General features: G+C 71.7%; 12 protein-coding genes. All 12 read left to right on the top strand.

Annotation, left to right across the window (positions count from 1 at the left end):
- Positions 1 to 93: 93 nt before the first annotated feature.
- The 12 genes from ACTWLI_RS01170 to ACTWLI_RS01115 all read left to right on the top strand — a co-directional run bounded on the left by ACTWLI_RS01170 (position 94) and on the right by ACTWLI_RS01115 (position 19,967).
- Positions 94 to 1,065 (top strand): AAA family ATPase, encoded by a 972-nt coding sequence (locus tag ACTWLI_RS01170; RefSeq protein ID WP_445154905.1) that lies wholly within the window; start codon positions 94 to 96, stop codon positions 1,063 to 1,065.
- A gap of 96 nt (positions 1,066 to 1,161) precedes the next feature.
- A complete protein-coding gene (locus ACTWLI_RS01165; protein ID WP_445154904.1) occupies positions 1,162 to 2,493 on the top strand; it encodes a DUF58 domain-containing protein in 1,332 nt (443 codons plus the stop codon).
- Positions 2,490 to 5,024 carry a transglutaminase-like domain-containing protein gene (locus ACTWLI_RS01160; protein ID WP_445154903.1) on the top strand — a complete coding sequence of 845 codons (2,535 nt, stop codon included), beginning with the start codon at positions 2,490 to 2,492 and terminating at the stop codon, positions 5,022 to 5,024. The genes ACTWLI_RS01165 and ACTWLI_RS01160 overlap by 4 nt, the downstream gene beginning before the upstream one ends.
- Positions 5,025 to 5,050: 26 nt before the next feature.
- On the top strand, positions 5,051 to 6,517 hold the full coding sequence (locus ACTWLI_RS01155) for an RDD family protein (RefSeq protein ID WP_445156082.1): 1,467 nt from the start codon (positions 5,051 to 5,053) through the stop codon (positions 6,515 to 6,517).
- Positions 6,514 to 7,542: a PP2C family protein-serine/threonine phosphatase gene (locus tag ACTWLI_RS01150; protein ID WP_445154902.1), complete on the top strand. Its 1,029-nt coding sequence runs from the start codon at positions 6,514 to 6,516 to the stop codon at positions 7,540 to 7,542. Before ACTWLI_RS01155 ends, ACTWLI_RS01150 begins: the two co-directional genes overlap by 4 nt.
- Positions 7,529 to 9,355, top strand: a complete 1,827-nt coding sequence (locus ACTWLI_RS01145) for an FHA domain-containing protein (RefSeq protein ID WP_445154901.1) — start codon at positions 7,529 to 7,531, stop codon at positions 9,353 to 9,355. The genes ACTWLI_RS01150 and ACTWLI_RS01145 overlap by 14 nt, the downstream gene beginning before the upstream one ends.
- Positions 9,352 to 11,031, top strand: coding sequence for a protein kinase domain-containing protein (locus tag ACTWLI_RS01140; RefSeq protein ID WP_445154900.1), 1,680 nt, complete (start codon positions 9,352 to 9,354; stop codon positions 11,029 to 11,031). The genes ACTWLI_RS01145 and ACTWLI_RS01140 overlap by 4 nt, the downstream gene beginning before the upstream one ends.
- 101 nt (positions 11,032 to 11,132) lie before the next feature.
- Positions 11,133 to 11,837 carry a hypothetical protein gene (locus ACTWLI_RS01135; protein WP_445154899.1) on the top strand — a complete coding sequence of 235 codons (705 nt, stop codon included), beginning with the start codon at positions 11,133 to 11,135 and terminating at the stop codon, positions 11,835 to 11,837.
- The gene (locus ACTWLI_RS01130) at positions 11,834 to 16,279 is read left to right on the top strand and encodes an FtsK/SpoIIIE domain-containing protein (RefSeq protein WP_445154898.1); all 4,446 of its coding nucleotides are present in this window, start codon (positions 11,834 to 11,836) and stop codon (positions 16,277 to 16,279) included. Before ACTWLI_RS01135 ends, ACTWLI_RS01130 begins: the two co-directional genes overlap by 4 nt.
- A gap of 171 nt (positions 16,280 to 16,450) precedes the next feature.
- A complete protein-coding gene (locus ACTWLI_RS01125) occupies positions 16,451 to 16,717 on the top strand; it encodes a hypothetical protein (RefSeq protein WP_445154897.1) in 267 nt (88 codons plus the stop codon).
- 149 nt (positions 16,718 to 16,866) lie between these two features.
- Entirely contained in the window at positions 16,867 to 19,140 is a 2,274-nt protein-coding gene (gene ligA, locus ACTWLI_RS01120) for an NAD-dependent DNA ligase LigA (RefSeq protein WP_445154896.1), read from the top strand.
- On the top strand, positions 19,137 to 19,967 hold the full coding sequence (locus tag ACTWLI_RS01115) for an inositol monophosphatase family protein (protein WP_445154895.1): 831 nt from the start codon (positions 19,137 to 19,139) through the stop codon (positions 19,965 to 19,967). Before ligA ends, ACTWLI_RS01115 begins: the two co-directional genes overlap by 4 nt.
- The last annotated feature ends 62 nt before the right edge of the window (positions 19,968 to 20,029 follow it).

Below are 20,029 nucleotides of genomic sequence, written 5' to 3'. Positions count from 1 at the left end.
CAGACCCTCACCTAAACTAAACGCCGGACACCAGCAGGAAGCCGCGGCCGGCGGACACCTCGACGCTTTACCCGAACAGAACAGGACCACCCCATGACGATGACCACTGAGCAGGCCGAATGGTTTGCCGGCACCTTTGAGAAGCTCGTCGCCAACGTGGGCCAGGCGGTACTGGGCAAGTCCCACGTCATCCGGCTGACCTTCACGGCGATGCTCGCCGAGGGACACGTGCTCTTCGAGGACGCACCCGGCACCGGCAAGACCTCCCTCGCCCGCGCCCTCGCCGCCACCGTCCAGGGCTCGAATAACCGCATCCAGTTCACCCCGGACCTGCTGCCCTCCGACGTCACCGGTGTGACCATCTATGACCAGAAGACCCAGCAGTTCGAATTCCATAAGGGCCCGATCTTCAACAACATCGTCCTCGCCGACGAAATCAACCGGGCCTCGCCCAAGACCCAGTCGGCGCTCCTGGAGGTCATGGAGGAATCCCGGGTCACGGTGGACGGGGCGACCTACGAGGCCGGCCGGCCGTTCATGGTCCTGGCCACCCAGAACCCGATCGAGCAGGCCGGCACCTACCGGCTGCCCGAAGCGCAGCTGGACCGCTTCCTGATCAAGACCTCGATCGGCTACCCGGACCACGCCTCCACGGTGCAGCTGCTCGGCGGCGCCAACCTCAAGGACCGCTCCCGGGAGATCGGCGCCGTCATCACCACCCAGGCCGTCGCGGACATGGCCGACCTCGCTGCCACCACCCATGTGGACACCGCGGTGCTGGAATACATTTCCCGGCTCTGCGAGGAAACCCGCAACGCCCCGGAGACCCGCCTGGGCGTCTCCGTGCGCGGCGCCCTGGCCATGGTCCGCGCCGCCAAGGTCTGGGCCGCCAGCCAGGGCCGGAACTTCGTCCTGCCCGACGACGTGAAGGACCTCGCCGCCGTCGTCTGGACCCACCGCCTGGTGATGGACCCGGAAGCGGAGTTCTCCGGCGCCACGGCCGACGCCGTCCTGTCCCGCGTGCTGGCCGAGGTCGCCGCCCCGCAGCAGCGCGCCGCTGTCTAAAAACCCCTCCGCCGGACCGGGCCATCTCCGGCCCGGCCACCGTCCGCCCACACAGCGGGGCCCCGGCCCCGCCCATGCACGAACAAAGGCACCCATATGTCCACCGGCACCGCGTTCACCCGGTTTACCGAACGCCTGAAAAAGCCGCTGTCCCGGGCCGGCACGCCCGCCCGGCTGCACCCCGGAGCCGTCTGGTCCGAAGCGAGCAGCACCGCCGCCCTGGCGCTCGCCCCCGCCGGGCGCGCCGTCCGGGACCTTTTCCGCCGCCACGTGGCGCCGGTGCTCTCCGTCGTCAGCGTCCTCGGCTGGGCCGTGCTGGCCGGCGCGGTGCTGCTGTGGACCCTCGGCCAGGCGTACGGCTGGCAGGAAGCCAAGGCCGCCGCGATCGCCGCCTTTGTGCTGCTGCTCCTCGCGGTGGGATTCATCCTGGGCCGCTCCTCCTACGGGGTGCTGCTGGACCTGGCCCGGACCCGCGTGGCGGTGGGGGACAGCGCCGTCGGCAGCATCACGGTCACCAACACCTCGGCCCGTCCGCTGCTGCCCGCCGCGCTGGAACTTCCGGTCGGGGCGGCCACCGCCGTGTTCCACCTGCCCCGGATGAAACCCGGACAGGCGCACGAGGACCTCTTCACCATCCCCACCGCCCGCCGCGCCGTGATCGTCGTCGGCCCGGTCCGCTCGGTCCGCGCCGACCCGCTGCACCTGCTCCGCCGGCAGGTGCTGTGGACCGAACCCGAGGACCTGTACGTGCACCCCAAGACCGTGGCCCTGGGCGGCTCCGCCGCGGGCTTCATCCGCGACCTCGAAGGCATGCCCACCACCGAACTCTCCAGCGCCGACGTCTCCTTCCACGCCCTGCGCGACTACGTACCGGGCGACGACCGCCGGCACATCCACTGGAAAACCACCGCCCGGACAAACAAGCTCATGGTGCGCCAGTTCGAGGAAACCCGCCGCGCCCACCTGGCGGTCGCGCTCTCGACCAACACCGACGAGTACGCCTCCGAGGAGGAGTTCGAACTCGCGGTCTCCGCCGCCGGCTCGATCGGGCTGCAGGCCATCCGGGAGCAGCGCGACCTCGACGTACTCACCCAACAGGGTCCGCTGCGCTGCGAGACCGGCCGGAACCTGCTGGACAGCCTGACCCGGATCGTGGGCGCCCCGGCGCGCAAGGACGCCGTCGACCTGGCCCGCAGCCTGGCCGACACCGTCCCGAACGCCTCCGTGGTGTTCCTGGTCGTCGGCAGCAACGTCACCCCCTCCCAGTTGCGTTCCGCCGCGGCCTCGGTGCCGCCGGGTGTGCGCAGCCTGGCAGTCCGCGTCCATGCCGGCGCCGCCCCCGCCCGGGCCAACATCGCCGACCTCACCGTCCTGACCCTGGGCGACCTTTCCGAACTCGCCATCGTGCTCCGCAAGGCCGCCGCATGAGCGCCCCGACCGGCCTCCGCCCGCGCCGGAGTGCCCCGGCCCCGCGCCGCTCCGGTTTCGCCGGCCAGCCGGCGTGGCACTTCGCGCTCGACGCCGGAGCGCTCACCGTGCTGCTGGGCCTCGGCGTCCTCGGGTTCAGCCCCAGCTTCGGCGGGGACCCGTACTACCTGGTTGCCGGGTTCGGCGGCATCGTGCTCGGGCTCGGCGTCGCTGCCGCGAAGGTCCACTTCCGGCTCGGCGCCCTGATCACCGCCGCGCTGGCGCTGGCCGGGTACCTCGTCTTCGGGACCGCGCTTGCCGTCCCGGACGCGTCGATCGCCGGCGTGCTGCCGAGCCTGGAATCGCTGCGGACCCTGCTGGCCGGGGTCGTCTTCGCGTGGAAGGACATGCTCACCGTCGGCGTGCCGGTCGGCACCGCCGGCGGCACCCTGATCGTGCCGTTCCTGAGTTCGCTGCTGACGGCCCTCGCCGCCGGGCTGCTCAGCTGGCGGCTGAAGAGCCCGTACTGGCCGCTGCTGCCGGTGCTGGTGCTGTTCGTCACCGGCATCGCCTTCAGCACCAGCGCCGGTTTCCTGACGGTCGAACGCGGCATCGCGCTGACCGTCGTCGCGATTGCCTGGGCGACATTCCGCCGCGACGCCCTGCGCCGCAACGACACCCGCACCGTCTCGGTCAACCGGCCGGAGGCCGACCAGTCCGCGCTGCGCACCGCGCGGCTGCGGCGCACCGGCACCGCCGCGGCGGTGATCGCCGCCGCCGTCGCCGTCACCGCCGTCGCCTCCCCGCTGGTGACCGCCGCCGACGACCGGAAGGTGCTCCGCACCACGATCGTGCCGCCGTTCGACCCGAAGGACTACATCACCCCGCTGGCGAGCTTCCGGAACCTCGTCAAGGACAAGAAGGACGACAACCTCTTCCTGGTCAAGGGCCTGCCCAAGGACGCCCGGGTCCGGCTCGCGGCGCTGGACTCCTTCAACGGCACCAACTACAACATGGACCCCAACGGTTCCGGCAGCTTCAGCAAGGTCGGTGACGCGAAGTCGCTGAACACTCTGGCCGACACCACCGGGATCGTGCCCACGAACAACTACACCCTGGGCATCACGATCGAGGACTACCAGGGCTACTTCCTGCCCGGCGGCCGCAAAACCACCGGGATCAGCTTCGACCGGGACGGCAGCGGTGCCGCGTCGGGGCTGTACTTCAACGCCGGCACGGACACCGCCGTCACCACGCGGGGACTGGCCAAGGGGGACTCCTACAGCGTCCAGGTGGCCGACCCGGTGCGGCTCGAACACGGCCAGCTCACCCAGTACGACTTCGCCAAGATCCCGCTGCCGGACCCGGCGGAAGTCCCGCCGGTGGTCGGCTCGCAGGCGAACGACCTCGCTGCCGACGCGCCCACCGCGATCGACCGGGTCCGCCAGATCGAGGCGCACTTCCAGAAAAAGGGCGCCTTCAGCAACGGGCTGATCGCCGACGGGCAGCTGCCCAGTGTCTCGGGCCACAGCGCCGGCCGGATCCGGAACCTGCTCACGGCCAAGCAGATGCTCGGCGACGATGAACAGTACGCAGTGGCGATGTCCCTGATGCTGCGCCACCTGGGCATTCCCTCCCGCGTGGTGATGGGGTTCTACCCGGACCCCAAGAGCCCGGAGAACGGCGCCGGCGAGGTGCAGATTACCGGCAAGGACGTGCACGCCTGGGTGGAGGTCGCCTTCGACCGGGTGGGCTGGGTGTCCTTCGACCCCACCCCGCCGAAGGACAACGTGCCGATCCCGCCGGATCCGGAAACCAAGTCCAAGCCCAAACCGCAGGTCCTGCAGCCGCCGCCCCCGCCGCAGGAACCGGCGGAGCTGCCGCCGGACTCGGCGCCGGACGCGCTCGACGCCGACGAGAAGAAGAACAACCCCTGGTTGTTCTGGGGCCCGCTGCTCGCCGCGATCGGCACTGCGCTGATCCCGGTCGCCATCCTGGCGCTGCCGCTGCTGCTGATCGCGCTGCTGAAGTCGCGGCGGCGGAAGGCGCGCTTCACGGACGGCCACCCCGCCCAGCGCGTGGGCGGCGGCTGGAACGAGGTCGTCAGCCTGGCGACCGACCTCGGTGCCGGCGTGGACGCCCGCGCCACCCGGCGGGAGTCCGCCGCCGTGCTCGGCGAGGCGTTCCCGGCAAGCCGGGACACCACGACCCTGCTCGCGAGCCGGGCCGACGCCGCGATCTTCGGCGCGGGGCAGCCCAGCGAGGACCAGGTCCGCGAGTACTGGCAGATCGTGGACGGTTCGCTCAAGGAAATGACCGGGTCGCTGGGGTTCTGGCGGCGTCAGCAGGCGCGCTTCTCGCCGCGGTCGCTGCTGGCCGACGGACGTGCGGCCCTGAAGCTGCGCGGCCTCCGGCCGGTGCTGCCGGTCCGGAACCGGTCCGGTGCCGCCGGTGCGGGCGGAGCGTCCGGGGCCGGACCGGCCGCGGTTGACCCGGCCGCGTTCGGCCCAGCTAGTACAGTGGAGCCCGGCCCGAACCAGGAACCGCAGTGACCAGCCAGGAAGATCCGCACCGAACCATGAGCGACGACGTCGAGCGCTGCCCGCGCTGCCACCAGCCGGTCCGCCCCGGCGCCGCGTTCTGCACCACCTGCGGAGCGCCGCTGAGCAACCGGGCGGCCCGCAATGCCCGCCGCCCGGACCCTGCACCCGGTACTATCCCGGTAGCGCCGGCCGCGGCGCCGCACGGTCAGGGTCCGCACCATCCGGGTCCGAACGCACAAGGGGGAGGCGCCGTTTTGCCACACAAGCTGGAACTTGTTCCCGCCGACGCCGGAAAGCGGCTCGGCGCCGCCGTGCTGGACTGGACGGGGCCCGTCATCCTGCTCGCGGTGCTCTTCACGCTCGGTTTCGCCGGCGTGACCCGGACGCGCAGCGGCGGGACCATCATTTACGACACCTCGTCGTTGGTGCTCTTCGGCGGCATCGGAGTCGGCATTACCGTGGCCTACCTTGTGGTGCAGGCGGTGCTTGAGGGCCGGTCGGGAACCACCCTGGGCAACCGCATCGTGGGAATCCGCACCGCCGACGCCGACGGCTACGCTCCCGGCGGGGGAGCGGTCTTCCTGCGCGGATTGCTCACCGGCGCCGGCGTGCTGCTCACCGTCCTCGCCGCCGTCCTCGTGGTGGTCTTCCAATGGTTTGCCGCGGCGCCCTGGATCCTCGGTCCGCTCGCCCTGCTCGGCGCGGCCTGGGCCGTCGTCGTGGTGGTCTCCAACACCTGGGACGCCAACCACAAACTGCGCGGCTGGCACGACACCGCCGCCAAGACCCTGGTCTTCGACATCAAGGCCGGGCGGAACCCGATCACCACCGGCGGCATCCAGGGCCCCTACAGCTTCGCTCCGCTGGACCTCCCGCCGGTGCAGCAGGTCGCCTCGCCGGTGGCCGGCGCGGCACGGCTCGCCGCGCCCGCCGCACCGGTGGCCCCCGTGCAGCCGGCCCCCGCGCAGCAGCCTCCCGCCCAGCCGGCCGCCCAGCCGGCCGCCGGGACGGCCGCTTTCGCGCCTGCCCCGGTCCGGCAGGTCCCGGCCGGGCAGGCACCGATCGAGGCCGCACGCAGCCACGCCGTGAACAGCCGGGCCTTCAGCCCGCATCCGGACGACGACCACGACCGCACCCAGGTCCGCGGCGACAGCACCGCCCCCGTTACCCTGGCGGTGCCGCGGATCCGGATCGACGACGGCCGGGAAGTTGAACTCGACCGGGAAATGCTGATCGGCCGCAACCCGGCAGGACACCCCGGCGAAGAAGCGGTGCAGCTGCTGCCCGTGGCCGACCCGGGCCGCTCCATCTCCAAGACCCATCTCCATGTGCTGGCCGGGAACGGCGGCATCTGGGTGACGGACCGCAACTCCACCAACGGCAGCGCCGTCACCACCCCCGACGGCATCCGCACCGCCCTGGCGCCCGGGGAACCTACCCACGTACGCCCCGGATCCACCGTGCACTTCGGTGACCGCTCCTTCTACCTAGGACAGGCATGACATCCCAGCCGGCATCCGTACCTCCCGCCGGGGCAGCAGCCCCTCCCGGACCCGCCTCCGGCAACGCTCCCAGCAGTGTTGAGAGCAGTGTCCCCGGCAGTGTTCAGAGCAGTGTTCAGAGCCTGCGGCTCGATTGCGGCTACGGCACCGACCGCGGGCTGCGCCGCGAGATGAACGAGGACTCCTTCATCGCCTCCGACCCCGTCTACGCTGTCGCCGACGGCATGGGCGGCCACGAGGCCGGTGAAATCGCCAGCGGCATCTGCGTGCGCACCCTCGCCGGAATCCCGCAGCTCGCCTCAGGCGGGCGGGACGCCACGGCCGCCGTCGTCCAGGAATACCTGCTCGAAGCCGACGCCGGTATCCGCGACGCAACCGGCTCCCGCGCCGGCACCACGCTCTCCGGCGTCGTCGTCGTGGAGCAGAACGGCGTGCCCTACTGGCTGGTGCTCAACATCGGCGACTCGCGCACCTACCGCCTCAGCCAGGGCAAACTCAGCCAGGTCAGCGTGGACCACTCGGAGGTGCAGGAACTCGTCGACGCCGGCGAGATCAGCCGGGCCGAAGCCGCGGTCCACCCGCGCCGCCACGTCGTCACCCGTGCCCTCGGCACCGGCGACGAGACGGAGGCCGACTACTGGCTGCTGCCCGTCGAAGAGGGGGACCGGATCCTGGTCTGCTCGGACGGGCTCAACGGGGAACTCGACGACGACCGGATCGCCGGCATCCTGGCGGCCCAGCCGGACCCGCAGGCCGCCGTCGATGAGCTGATCCAGGCGGCCCTGCGCAGCGGCGGCCGGGACAACGTGACCTGCATCGTCCTCGACGCAAGCAACGTCGCCAGCGACCACGGGACCCACACCGCGCCGCGCACCCCCGACCAGGCCGAGGAAGAAACCACGCTGCCGCGCACCGAGGTGCTCGACGTCGCTCCCGACGGCCAGGTCGCCGGCACCGCAGCGGAATCCGGCGCGGCCCGGGACGGAGCGGACCGCCCGGGCGGGGAGCCCCATGCCGACCGCTGAGCGCCCGGCCGTAAGCTACACCCCGGGGACCTGGCCGGCCGTCGTCCGCTCCGGCACCGTGGTGCTGCTGCGCCCCGGCACCGACCCGGCCCTGCTCGATTCTCTCTGGTCCCTGCTGGCCCGGCAGCCTGAGGTGCACGAGGTCCTGGACGCCGTGACCGCGGCGTCGGGCGGCTCGCTGGCCCGGCTGCCCTGGTTCGGCATCGCCTCGCTGCGCGGATCCCTGCAGGTGTTCCTGCGCGGCGACATCGACCTGGACGTCCGGCTGCCCGGTGGGGAAACCTCGGCGCTCAGCGGCCGGGACGTCACCACCTGGACCGAACGGCGCTTCGCGGCCGCGGACGGCTACACCCTGTCCGCTCCTGACGCCGCCCCTGATGCCGGCACCGACGCCGCGCCCGACGCCGGCACCGGCCCGGCCTGGGGAGCGCCCGCGCTGCCGCTGGCAGAGGGCGTGGTCCTGCTCCGGGAGCTGCACTGGTCACCGGCCGGGGTGTCCGCTGATGCGCTGATCGCGCCGGTCAGCAATGCCGCCGTGCCGGCGAAGGTCGAGGAACAGCTGCTGGCCGCGGCTGCGGCCGACATCGCCGCCGAGCAGGACGACGACGCCAGTTCCGCCCAGACGGTGCTGGACTTTCCCGACGAGGGCCTGGATGGTGCGACTGACAGCGCGCCGGAAACCGGACCGGCCCAACCCGCCGGGCACGACGAGCCGGAAGCCGCCGAACCCGAACCCACCGCGGCCGGACCTGCGCCGGCCGGCGCCGAAGCCGCCTCCGCACCGGCTGAAGCGGCCGAACAGGAACCGACCAGCAGCTACGACCACCTCTGGGAACAGACGGTGATGCGGAACATCGAGGACGCCGCCGTGCGCGAGGATCTCGACGCCGACGAGGAAGCTGAAGCGCCCGCGCCCGCGCCCGCGCCGGCCGACGCCGTGCCCGGACCGGCCGGCGCCGAGCCGCCGTCGTCCGTCCTGCCGCCCTCCGCGCCGCCCGCGGCTAAGGAGCCCGAACCCGCGCCCGCGCCCACCGCTCCGGCGGTGCCCGGCGGACTGATCGACTCGGTGCCTTGGCGCACCGGCGGTGACCGCCCGGCCCCGGCAGCGCCGGCCGCCCCGCGGGCCGGCACCGGACCCCTGGCCCCGCCGTCCCTGCTCGCGCCGCCGTCGTTGCAGGTCCCGCCCGCCGTGCCGCAGCCGGGCAGGCCGGCCCCGCACTCCGCACCGGCCGGGTCCGACGACGCCGACCACGACGGACAAACCGTAATGAAGAGCGACCTCAAAGAAACCGGAAACCCCGCCGGCGCCGCGGCCGCCCCCGCAGCACCCCCGGAGGGCAGAACCCCCGCCACCGGGCCCATGGTGCTGGCCCGGATGTGCCCGCAGGGACACGCCAACCCGCCGACGAACGCGCAGTGCGCGTTCTGCGGCCAGGCGCTGCAGGGCGACGGCGTGCAGATCCGGCGCCCCCGGCTGGGCCGCATGCGGCTCTCCACCGGGGAACTGATCGACCTTGACCAGTCGCTGATCGTGGGCCGCCAGCCCTCGGTGTCCCGCGTCCAGGGCGCGGTGATGCCCAAGCTGATCCAGGTGGCGAGCCCCAGCGGAGACATCTCCCGGTCGCACGTGGAGGTCCGGCTCGAGGGCTGGCACGTGATGCTGTGCGACCTCAAGGCCACCAACGGCACCGTGCTGCTGCGCGAGGACCAGGCCCCGCGGCGGCTCGCCCAGGGCGAGATGGCCATCCTGTTCGACGGCGACATCGCCGACCTCGGCGACGGCATCCAACTGCGTTTCGAGGAGCTGCTGTGAACGCCAAACGTCCCGTCGCGCCGCCGCCGAGCATCCCCGGCTTCACCTACATCAGCCTGCTCGGCTCCGGCGGATTCTCCGACGTCTACCTCTACGAACAGGACCGGCCCCGCCGCAAGGTCGCCGTCAAGGTGCTGCTCTCCGACCTCAAGACCGAGGGCGCCCGCCGCCGCTTCGAGTCCGAGGCGAACCTGATGGCGCAGCTGTCCTCACACCCCTACATCGTGACGATCTTCGAAGCGGAGATCACCGACTCGGGCCACTCCTACCTGGCCATGGAGTACTGCTCCCGGCCCAGCCTGGACATCCGCTACCGCCGCCAGCGCTTCAGCGTCGACGAGGTCCTGGCCATCGGCATCCAGGTGGCCTCCGCCGTCGAAACCGCCCACCGCGCCGGCATCGCCCACCGCGACATCAAGCCCGCGAACATCCTCGTCACCGACTACAACCGGCCGGCGCTGACCGACTTCGGCATCTCCGGCACGCTGGCCGGGGGCCAGGACGAGGACGCCGGCATGTCCATCCCGTGGTCCCCGCCCGAACAGTTCAGCGGCGGCCAGGTCGACGGCGTGCTGGTGGACGTCTGGGCGCTCGGCGCCACCCTCTACACGCTGCTGGCGGGCCGGTCCCCGTTCGTGCTGCCCGGCGCGGACAACTCCCAGCGCGAACTCATCTCCCGCATCACCACGCTGCCCCTGCCGAAACTGGGCCGCGCCGACGTGCCGGAATCGCTGGAGCTGGCGTTGGCGACGGCGATGGCCAAATCACCCGCCTCCCGCTACAGCTCCGCCCATGCCTTCGCCCTGGCCCTGCAGCGCATCCAAGCCGAGCTGAACCTGTCCGTGACGCCGTTCGAGGTCCTGGAGGAACCGCGCGGGGACGAACCGCACCCCGACGACACCTTCGAGGAAACGCGTGTCCGCAGCGTGGCGGCGATCGACCCGGACGCCACCGGCCACGCCCCGACGTTCCCCACCCGGTTTCCGGGCGGCCCGGTCCCGGAGGACCCGGCCACATTCCGCCGCCCGCTCCCCGGCACGGGCGCCCCTGGCCTGGACACGGGGAGGAACACAGGCCGGGACACCGTGGGACGCCCCGCCGGGCTTCCGGTCTTCGGCACCGCCCCGGCACGACCCGTGGAGGACGACGACGTCGCCGCCACGGTCAACCGGTCAAGCATGCCGGGGGCGGACCCCGGCGACGCCGCCTCCGCCGGGGGAGCAGACAGCGGATCCCCGGCCGGCCACGGCCGCCGCAACCTCGTGCTCTCGATTGTGGGCGGGGCGGTGCTGGCCGGCGCGGTCGTGATCGGCGTCATCGCCGGCACCACCCGGCCCGACCCCGTCCCGCAGGCGACGGCGCAGGTCAGCAAGCCGCCCGCCGACGCCCTGGACAGCGGCACGGTCCCGGACGTGGCCGCCCTCGCCGGCCGGCCCGGCGGCGCCGGGAACCTGACCTTCAGCTGGCGCAACCCGCAGCCGCGGCCCGGGGACAGCTACAAGTGGCGGACCTACTCGCCGAAGGGGAACGGCGAGTTCCAGGCCACCGCCAAGACCAGCATCCAGGTCAAGCCCAACCCGACGGGGGAGACCTGCATCCAGGTCATGATTGTCCGCTCCGACGGCGCATCCTCGCCCCTGGAGCAGGACTCGATCGGCTGCGCCGGCCAACCCTGAGCCGCGCACCGGCACCCGGCACCCGGCACGCCCGGCCCGTACTGCACCCCGCAAGCACACCCGCACCCACCGGCCCAGCGCCGAACAAGGAGAAACCGACCATGGGGGACCTGGCGATAGATTTCTGCGGCGAATGGCATGAGCCATCCGACGAGGACATCTTCAGCATCGGCCGCGAGGGCGACCTGGAAGTGGACGACAACCCGTACCTGCACCGGCAGTTCCTGCAGATCGCCCGCTACGACGGCATCTGGTGGCTCAGCAACGTCGGCAGCATGCTCAGCGCCACCGTCGCCGACGCCTCCGGCGGCATGCAGGCCTGGCTCGCCCCCGGCGCCCGGATCCCGCTGGTGTTCAGCCACACCAATGTCATCTTTACCGCCGGCCCCACCACCTACGAGTTTGCCGTGCACCTGCGGACCCCTGCGTTCCGGCAGGAGGCCCGCGCCGACGACAGCGGCGGAGACACCACGATCGGGCCGGTGGTCTTCACCGACTCGCAGAAGGCGCTGATCGTCGCCCTCGCCGAGCCGATGCTGCGCCGCGACGGCACCGGCTTCAGCGCCATCCCGTCCTCCGCCGAGGCCGCCCGGACCCTGGGCTGGACCCTGACCCGGTTCAACAGAAAGCTGGACAACGTGTGCGACAAACTTGACCGGGTCGGCGTCGCCGGCCTCCGCGGCGGCGGCGGGAAACTCGCCACGAACCGCCGCGCCCGCCTGGTGGAGCACGCCGTGACCTCGCACCTGGTCACCGCCGCCGACCTGGTGCTGCTGGAGACGCAGCACGGAGGAGACGAACAATGAGGATCCGCCTGACCCTGCGCCGGGACCCTGCCGAGGCCAAGGACCTCGCCGTCACTGTCGACGGCCTGGCCACGGTGGCGGACATCGCCACCGAACTCTGGGCGGCGGACCCCGCCCGGCGCGGCACCCCGCCGCCGTCGAACCTGTCCCTGAGTATCGAGGAGTCCTTCGCCGCCGGCGGGCTCAAGGGCAGCGTGCTGAACCGGGAGGACAACTTGCTCGAATCCGGGCTGCGGCCCGGTTCGATCATCTCCCTGACCCAGGTCAGCGAGCAGTTCGCGGCGCCCGGCGCGAACCGCGGCCCGGCGGCGGCGACGCTGCGCGTGCTCTCCGGCCCCGACGTCGGACGCGAGTTCTCGCTGCCCTCCGGCACCAGCTACATCGGCCGGGACCGGGACGTCGACGTCCGGCTGACCGACCCGCTAACCTCCAAGCGGCATGCCCGCATCACGGTGGGCGAAACCGTGGAAATCGTGGACACCAACTCCGCCAACGGCCTGCTGATGGACGGACTGCCGGTCGGCCGGGCGACGCTGAACTCCTCGGACACCGTCACGCTCGGGGACACCACCATCGCCGTAGTCTCCCTTGGTGGCGGCCAGGGGGCGGCGCCGAGCTCCCCGCTGATCGACTTCAACCGTTCGCCCCGGGTGGTGCCGCGCTTCGCGCCGCGCAAGCGCACACCCCCGGCCGGCCCCAAACGCGCCGAGCACCACCCGTTCCCGTACATCATGATGGTGGCCCCGCTGATGATGGGTGTGGTCATCTTCGCGCTCACCCAGAACATGATGTCCGTCATTTTCATGGCCATGATGCCGCTGTTCATCGTCGGGCACTATGTGGACCAGAAAATGCAGGGCAAGCGCGAACGGAAGGAACAGCTCAAGACCTTCCGCGCCGCCATGGCCGCGTTCCGTGAGGACATCGACGCCCTGCAGAAGGTGGAGCGCTCCGTCCGGCTGCAGGAGGCGCCCTCGGTCAGCGACACCGTGGACTCGATCTACAAGCTCGGCCCGCTGCTGTGGACCCACCGGCCCGAACACACCGGCTTCCTCGGCGTGCGCTTCGGCCTCGGCACCGCGCCGTCCCGGATCGAGTTCGAGGAACCGACCAGCAACGACACCGAGCCCGAATACATGGCCGAGATCCAGGACTGCATGGACCGGTTCAGCCGGATCGAGGGCGTGCCGATCGTCTCGCAGCTGCGCACCGCCGGCTCGTTCGGCATCGCCGGGCCCCGCGGCCTCGTCGACGACGTCGCCCGCGGCATGGTGCTCCAGCTCGTGGGGCTGCATTCCCCGGCCGAAGTGGTCCTCACGGCCATCACCTCCGCCCAGTCCAAGGACCGGTGGGAATGGCTGCAGTGGCTCCCGCACGCGGGCTCGGGCCACAGCCCGCTCAGCGGCGACCACCTCGCCGCCGGACCCGCCGGCGGCTCCGCCCTGCTGTCCCGGCTCGAGGACCTGATCGACCAGCGCGAGGCCGCCGCGCAGTCGCCGCGGCCGGAACTCCGGCCCGGCCTGGCCCAGGAGCAGGCCGAGCTTCCCGACCCGCAGCTGCCCACCGTGCTGCTCGTCGTCGAGGACGACGCCCCGGTGGACCGCGGCCGGCTCACCCGCGTCCTGGAACGCGGCCCCGACGCCGGCGTGCACGTCATGTGGGTGGCGGCCTCCGTCCAGCAGCTCCCGGCCGCTTGCCGCGACTTCATGGCGGTCGACGGCGAACACGGCACCACCACCGGCCAGGTCCGGCTCGGCCGGCACACCTTCCCGGTCAGCTGCGAGAGCCTCGACGCCGGGCTCGCCGCCCAGCTGGCGCGCATGCTCGCCCCCGTCGTCGACGTCGGTAAACCGCTCGAGGACGAATCGGACCTGCCGCGCGCGGTGTCCTACGCGACCCTGATCGGCAAGGACTTCCTGGACAACCCGCAGGCCGTCGCGGACCGCTGGAGCGAAAACAACTCCGTGCACGCCACCGCCAAGCCCAACCGCAAGGACAACGGCACGCTCCGCGCCCTCGTGGGATCCAAGGGCATCGAACCGCTCTACCTCGACCTGAAGAACGAGGGCCCGCACGCCCTGGTCGGCGGCACCACCGGCGCCGGCAAATCCGAATTCCTGCAGTCCTGGGTGATGGGCATGGCAGCGGCGTACAGTCCGGACCGGGTGAGCTTCCTCTTCGTCGACTACAAGGGCGGCGCCGCGTTCGCCGACTGCCTGCACCTGCCGCACACGGTGGGCCTGGTCACCGACCTCTCACCGCACCTGGTCCGCCGGGCCCTGACCTCGCTCCGGGCCGAACTGCACCACCGGGAAAAGCTGCTCAACCGCAAGAAAGCCAAGGACCTGCTGGAGCTGCAGCGCCAGGCCGACCCCGAGGCCCCGCCCTACCTGGTGATCATCGTCGACGAGTTCGCCGCCCTCGCCACCGAGGTGCCGGAGTTCGTCGACGGCGTGGTCGACGTCGCCGCCCGCGGCCGGTCCCTCGGCCTGCACCTGATCCTCGCCACCCAGCGGCCCGCCGGCGTCATCAAGGAGAGCCTGCGCGCGAACACCAACCTGCGTGTGGCGCTGCGCATGGCCGACGAGGACGACGCCATCGACATCCTCGGCGTCCCCACCGCGGCCTACTTCGACCCGTCCATCCCGGGCCGCGGCGCGGCCAAGACCGGGCCCGGCCGGATCCAGGGCTTCCAGACCGGCTACGCCGGCGGCTGGACCACGGAGAAACCGCAGCGCCCGCAGATCGACGTCGTCGAGATGGCCTTCGGTTCCGGCGCGGCCTGGGCCGCCCCGGCTGCCGAAACGCCGGCCCAGGCGGAACCGGACGGGCCCAACGACATCGCCCGGATGACGGCGAACATCATCCGGGCCGCGGACGTCCTCGCGATCGAACCTCCCCGCAAGCCCTGGCTGGACGAGCTCGCCACCACCTACGACTTCTCCAGGCTGCCGAACCCGCGCACCGACGAACGGCTGCTGCTGGGCGTCGCGGACGACCCCGCGCACCAGGACCAGCCGACGGTGTTCTACGAGCCGGACCGCGACGGGAACATGGCCATCTACGGCACCGGCGGCTCCGGCAAATCGGCCGCCCTGCGCGGCATCGCGATCGCCGCGGCCGTCACCCCGCGCGGCGGTCCGGTGCACGTCTACGGCATCGACTGCGGCTCCGGCGGCCTGTCGATGCTCGCGGAACTGCCGCACGTCGGCGAGGTCATCAACGGCGACGACGTCGAACGCGTCGGCCGGCTGCTGCGCTGGCTGCGCGACCTCGCCGAGGACCGCTCGGCCCGCTACGCCGAAGTCCGGGCCGGCACGATCGTGGAATACCGCCGGCTGGCCAACATGCCGGAGGAAAAACGCATCTTCGTCCTGGTCGACGGCATGTCCGCCTTCCGCGAGGGCTACGAATACAGCAAGCTGTCCGGCCTCTGGGACATCTTCCTGCAGCTGGCGACCGACGGCCGGCCGCTGGGCATCCACCTGGTCGTGACCGCCGACCGGCCCAGCGCCGTGCCGGCGTCGCTGCTGGCCTCCATCCAGCGCCGGCTGGTGCTGCGGCTCTCCGCCGAGGACGACTACCTGTCCATGGACGTGCCCAAGGACGTACTCGGCGCCGGTACGCCGCCGGGCCGCGGGCTGCTGGACAACCGCGAAGTCCAGCTCGCCGTCCTCGGCGGGAACTCGAACCTGGCGGTCCAGGCCCGTGAGGTGCACAAACTCCGCGAAGCCATGCTGCGCCAAGGCGTGGAGCGGGCACCGCAGATCGAACGGCTGCCCGACTCGGTGGACCTGGACCTGCTCCCGGCCGGCAGCCCGGACCTGCCCGTCATCGGCGTCGACGACGAGACCCTGCAGCCGGCCGAAATCCTGGCCAAGGGGCCGCTGCTGCTGGCCGGTCCTCCGGGCTCCGGCCGCACCGTGGCGCTGGTGACGCTCGCCTACGCGCTGCGCCGGTCCAACCCCGGCGTGGAGCTGATCTACCTCGGCTCGAGGCGCTCCGCCGCCGCGTCGCTGAAGCTCTGGGACCGCTCCGTCGTGGGCGCGGACGACGTCGAGGAGGCCCTGGACGAGCTCGTGGACTACTCCACGGGCACGCCCGGGAAGCTGGCGATCTTCATCGAGGGGCTGACCGAGTTCAGCGATACGCTGGCCGAATCCGGCATCGGCCGGCTGGTCACGGCGTCGATCAAGGCCGAACAGTGGGTGGTCGGCGAATCGGAAACCTCCACCTGGTCCTCGGCCTGGTCCCTGGCGCAGCCGTTCAAGTCCGGCCGCCGCGGCCTGCTGCTGAACCCCGGCGACATCGACGGCGACAGCCTGCTCAACACCCCGCTGGGCCGGGTGGGCGGCGGGTTCATCCCGGGCCGCGGCTACATCGTGGGTCGCGGCAAGGTCCGCAAGCTCCAGGTCGCCCTGCCGCCGGAGGACCGCAGCTGACCCGGTCCCCGCACCGGCCCCGGCGGGGCCGGGTGCGGGGATGGGGAGGGGTGCCCATCGACAGTGTTTTGCGCGGTCGGGTAGGTTCGAGGCATTGGATCTTCCGGAACAGCCGGGGGCCGCTGGGGATGCCGACAGGGTCGGGTCCGATGAACTATGGAGTTTTTTCAAATGGCTATTTGGGGTGCAGATGTTGATCAGCTCAAGGTCCTGGGCACGAAGCTGCGGGCCGGTGCGCAGGAGATCGACAACCAGCGGTCGATCCTGACGAAGGTCCTGGCCGGCACGCAGTGGCTGGGGCCCGACGCCGATAAGTTCCGTAACGAGTGGAACGGCGAGCACGTCGCGAACCTGTCGCGCATCTCGCAGGCGCTGCAGCAGGCCAGCCAGCAGGCCAACCGCAACGCCAGTGACCAGGAAGGCGCCTCCACCCGCTAAAGGCCGGCAGCTTTTCCTGACGATGGTCTTCGATGGCCCGGACGCCCCGCGTCCGGGCCATCGGCGTCCCCGGGCTACGTCGCCCGGGGCAGCAGCACTGTCGGTCCGCGTGACCGGACAACACCGCGGATCTAGGGCAGGATAGGTCTGTGAGCACAGGGAAGACTGCAGCAGAGACCGAAACCTCCAGCCCGTCCGGGGAGCTCGTCCCCTCCGACGCCGTGCGCGCGGAGTACGAGGAACTGGTCGAAGAGGTCCGCAAGCACCGCTTCGCGTACTACCAGGAGGACGCCCCGATCATTTCCGACGCCGAGTTCGACGAACTCTACCGGCGCCTGGAAACCCTCGAGGCCCTGCACCCGGAACTGGTGGCCAACGATTCGCCCACCCAGGAAGTGGGCGGCGAGGTCTCCGCCGCGTTCGCCGCCGTCGAACACCTCACCCGGATGTACAGCCTTGAGGACGTGTTCTCACTCGAAGAGGTGGAAGCCTGGATCGCCAAGGCCGAGGCCGCCGCCGCAAAGATCGGCAACGGCGGCAACCCGCCGTCGTGGCTGACCGAACTGAAGATCGACGGCCTGGCCGTCAACCTGCTCTACCGTGACGGCGCCCTGGTCCGCGCGGCCACCCGGGGCGACGGCTTCACGGGGGAGGACATCACCCACAACGTCCTGACCATCAAGGAAATCCCGCAGCAGCTCACCGGCTCGAACTTCCCGGCCGAGATGGAGATCCGCGGAGAGGTCTTCATCCCGTCCAAGGACTTCGCCGCCTTCAACGAGGCGCTCATCGAGGCGGGCAAGGCGCCACTGGCCAACCCGCGCAACGCCGCGGCCGGGTCGCTGCGGCAGAAGGACCCGGCGGAGACCGCCAAACGCCCGCTCAAAATGTACGTGCACGGCATCGGCGCCCGCGAAGGCCTCGAGACCGCCAGCCAATCGGACACGTACCGCCAGCTCGCCGAATGGGGCCTGCCCACCAGCCCCTACTTCGAGGTCCTGCCCGGGCTGAGGGACGTGCTGGACTTCATCAAGCGCTACGGGGACAAACGGCACAGCCTCAGCCACGAGATCGACGGCATCGTCATCAAGGTCGATGACCTCGCCACCCAGCGCGCCCTGGGCTACACCTCGCGGGTGCCGCGCTGGGCGGTGGCGTACAAATACCCGCCCGAAGAGGTCAACACCAAGCTCCTGGACATCGCCGTGAATGTCGGCCGCACCGGCCGCGTCACCCCCTACGGCGTGATGGAACCGGTCAAGGTGGCCGGCTCCACCGTGGAGATGGCCACCCTGCACAACCAGGAGGTCGTCAAGGCCAAGGGCGTCAAGATCGGCGACATCGTGGTGCTCCGCAAGGCCGGGGACGTCATCCCGGAGATCGTCGGGCCGGTCCTGGCCCTCCGTGACCAGCAGGACCCGCCGGTGCGGGACTTCGTGATGCCCACCGAATGCCCCGCCTGCGGCACCCCGCTGGCGCCGGCCAAGGAAGGCGACGTCGACATCCGCTGCCCCAACGCCCGGTCCTGCCCGGCGCAGCTGCGCGAACGCGTCTTCCACCTGGCCGGCCGCGGCGCCTTCGACATCGAGGCACTCGGCTGGGAAGCGGCCATCGCCCTGACCCAGCCCACCGAACCCGAGGTGCCACCGCTGACCACCGAGGCGACGCTCTTCCGGCTCACCCCCGAAGACCTTGCCGATGTCCGGATCCGCCGCGAAAAACGCTCCAAGGGCGTCGCCACCGGCGAATTCGAGCTGGTGCCCTACTTCTACACCAAAGGCACGGCGAAGAACCCGTCCAAGCCCACGGCCAGCACCGAGAAGCTCTTCAGCGAACTCGAAAAAGCCAAGACCCAGCCGCTCTGGCGCGTCCTCGTGGCGCTGTCCATCCGGCACGTCGGCCCACGGGCGTCCCGCGCCCTGGCCACCGCGTTCGGAACCATGGACGCGATCCGCCAGGCCTCCGAGGAGGAACTCGCCGGCGTCGACGGCGTGGGCCCGGTAATCGCCGTCGCGCTGAAGGAATGGTTCGCCGAGGACTGGCACCGCGAGATCGTCGACACCTGGGCCGCCGACGGCGTCCGGATGGAAGACGAGGTCGACGAGTCCACCCCGCGGACCCTGGAAGGCCTGACCGTCGTGGTCACCGGAAGCCTGGAAGGCTTCAGCCGGGACGAGGCCAAGGAAGCGATCCTGGTCCGCGGAGGCAAGGCCGCCGGATCGGTGTCAAAGAACACCAGCTACGTCGTGGCCGGCGAGAACGCCGGCACCAAGCTGGACAAGGCCGAACAGCTCGGCCTGCCGGTCCTGGACGAGGACGGCTTCCGCGCGCTGCTCGCCAACGGGCCCGACGGCCTGGCCGGAGCCGGTGCCGGGGACGCCGACGTCGAGGACGGCGAAGACCACCAGGAAGCTGCCGAGTGACCGGCGGTCCCGCCGGCGTCGAGGATCCCGCCGCGCTCCTGGCCCTGGCCCGGGAGGCCGCCGCCGCGGGAGCCGCGGTGCTGGCCGGGCGCAGCTCCACCGGCCTGGAGGTCAACAACAAGGGCGACTCCGGGGACTGGGTCACCGCCTTCGACCTCGCCGCCGAAGCCGCCGTCCGTGAGGTCATCACCCGGGCCCGGCCCAACGATGCCATCACCGGCGAGGAGGGCGGCACCGTCCGGCCCGAGCACCCGAGCGGCTACCGCTGGTCGGTCGACCCGCTCGACGGCACCACCAACTTCATCCGCGACATCGTCTACTACGCCACCTCGGTGGCGGTCGCCGGCCCCGACGGCGCCTGGCTGGCCGGCGTCGTGCATGCCCCGGCGCTGGGGCGGGTCTACTACGCCGCCCGCGGCCAGGGCGCCTGGCGCGAGGACAACGGCCGGCGCACCGCCCTGGACGGGCCGGTGCCCGGCCGCACCGGCCAGATCCTGGCCACCGGCTTCAGCTACGACCCCGGCGTGCGCGCCGAGCAGGCCGCCGCCCTCGGCGGGCTGATGGACGGCTTCGCCGACGTCCGACGGCTGGGATCCGCGGCTCTGGATCTCTGCCTCGTCGCCGAGGGCACCCACGACGCCTACGGTGAACGCGGCCTCAACGAACACGACTTCGCCGCCGGCGCCCTGATCGCCGAAGAGGCCGGGTGCTGGGTCCGCCGGCCCCGGCTCACCAGCGTCCTCGACGGCGGCCCTTCCGACGACGAGCGGCTGGCCGCGTGGACCTGCGCGGGGCCGCTGGAACTCTCCGGCACGTTCCCGCTCTGACCGGCGGGGACTGATACCTCAATCACGGAAACGGCCGTTTGGCGGGGCAGCCGGCGCGCCGG

Source organism: Arthrobacter sp. Hor0625 (assembly GCF_052567525.1).
The sequence above is the reverse complement of the archived record's forward strand: the minus strand, read 5'-3'. Positions and strand labels throughout refer to the sequence as shown.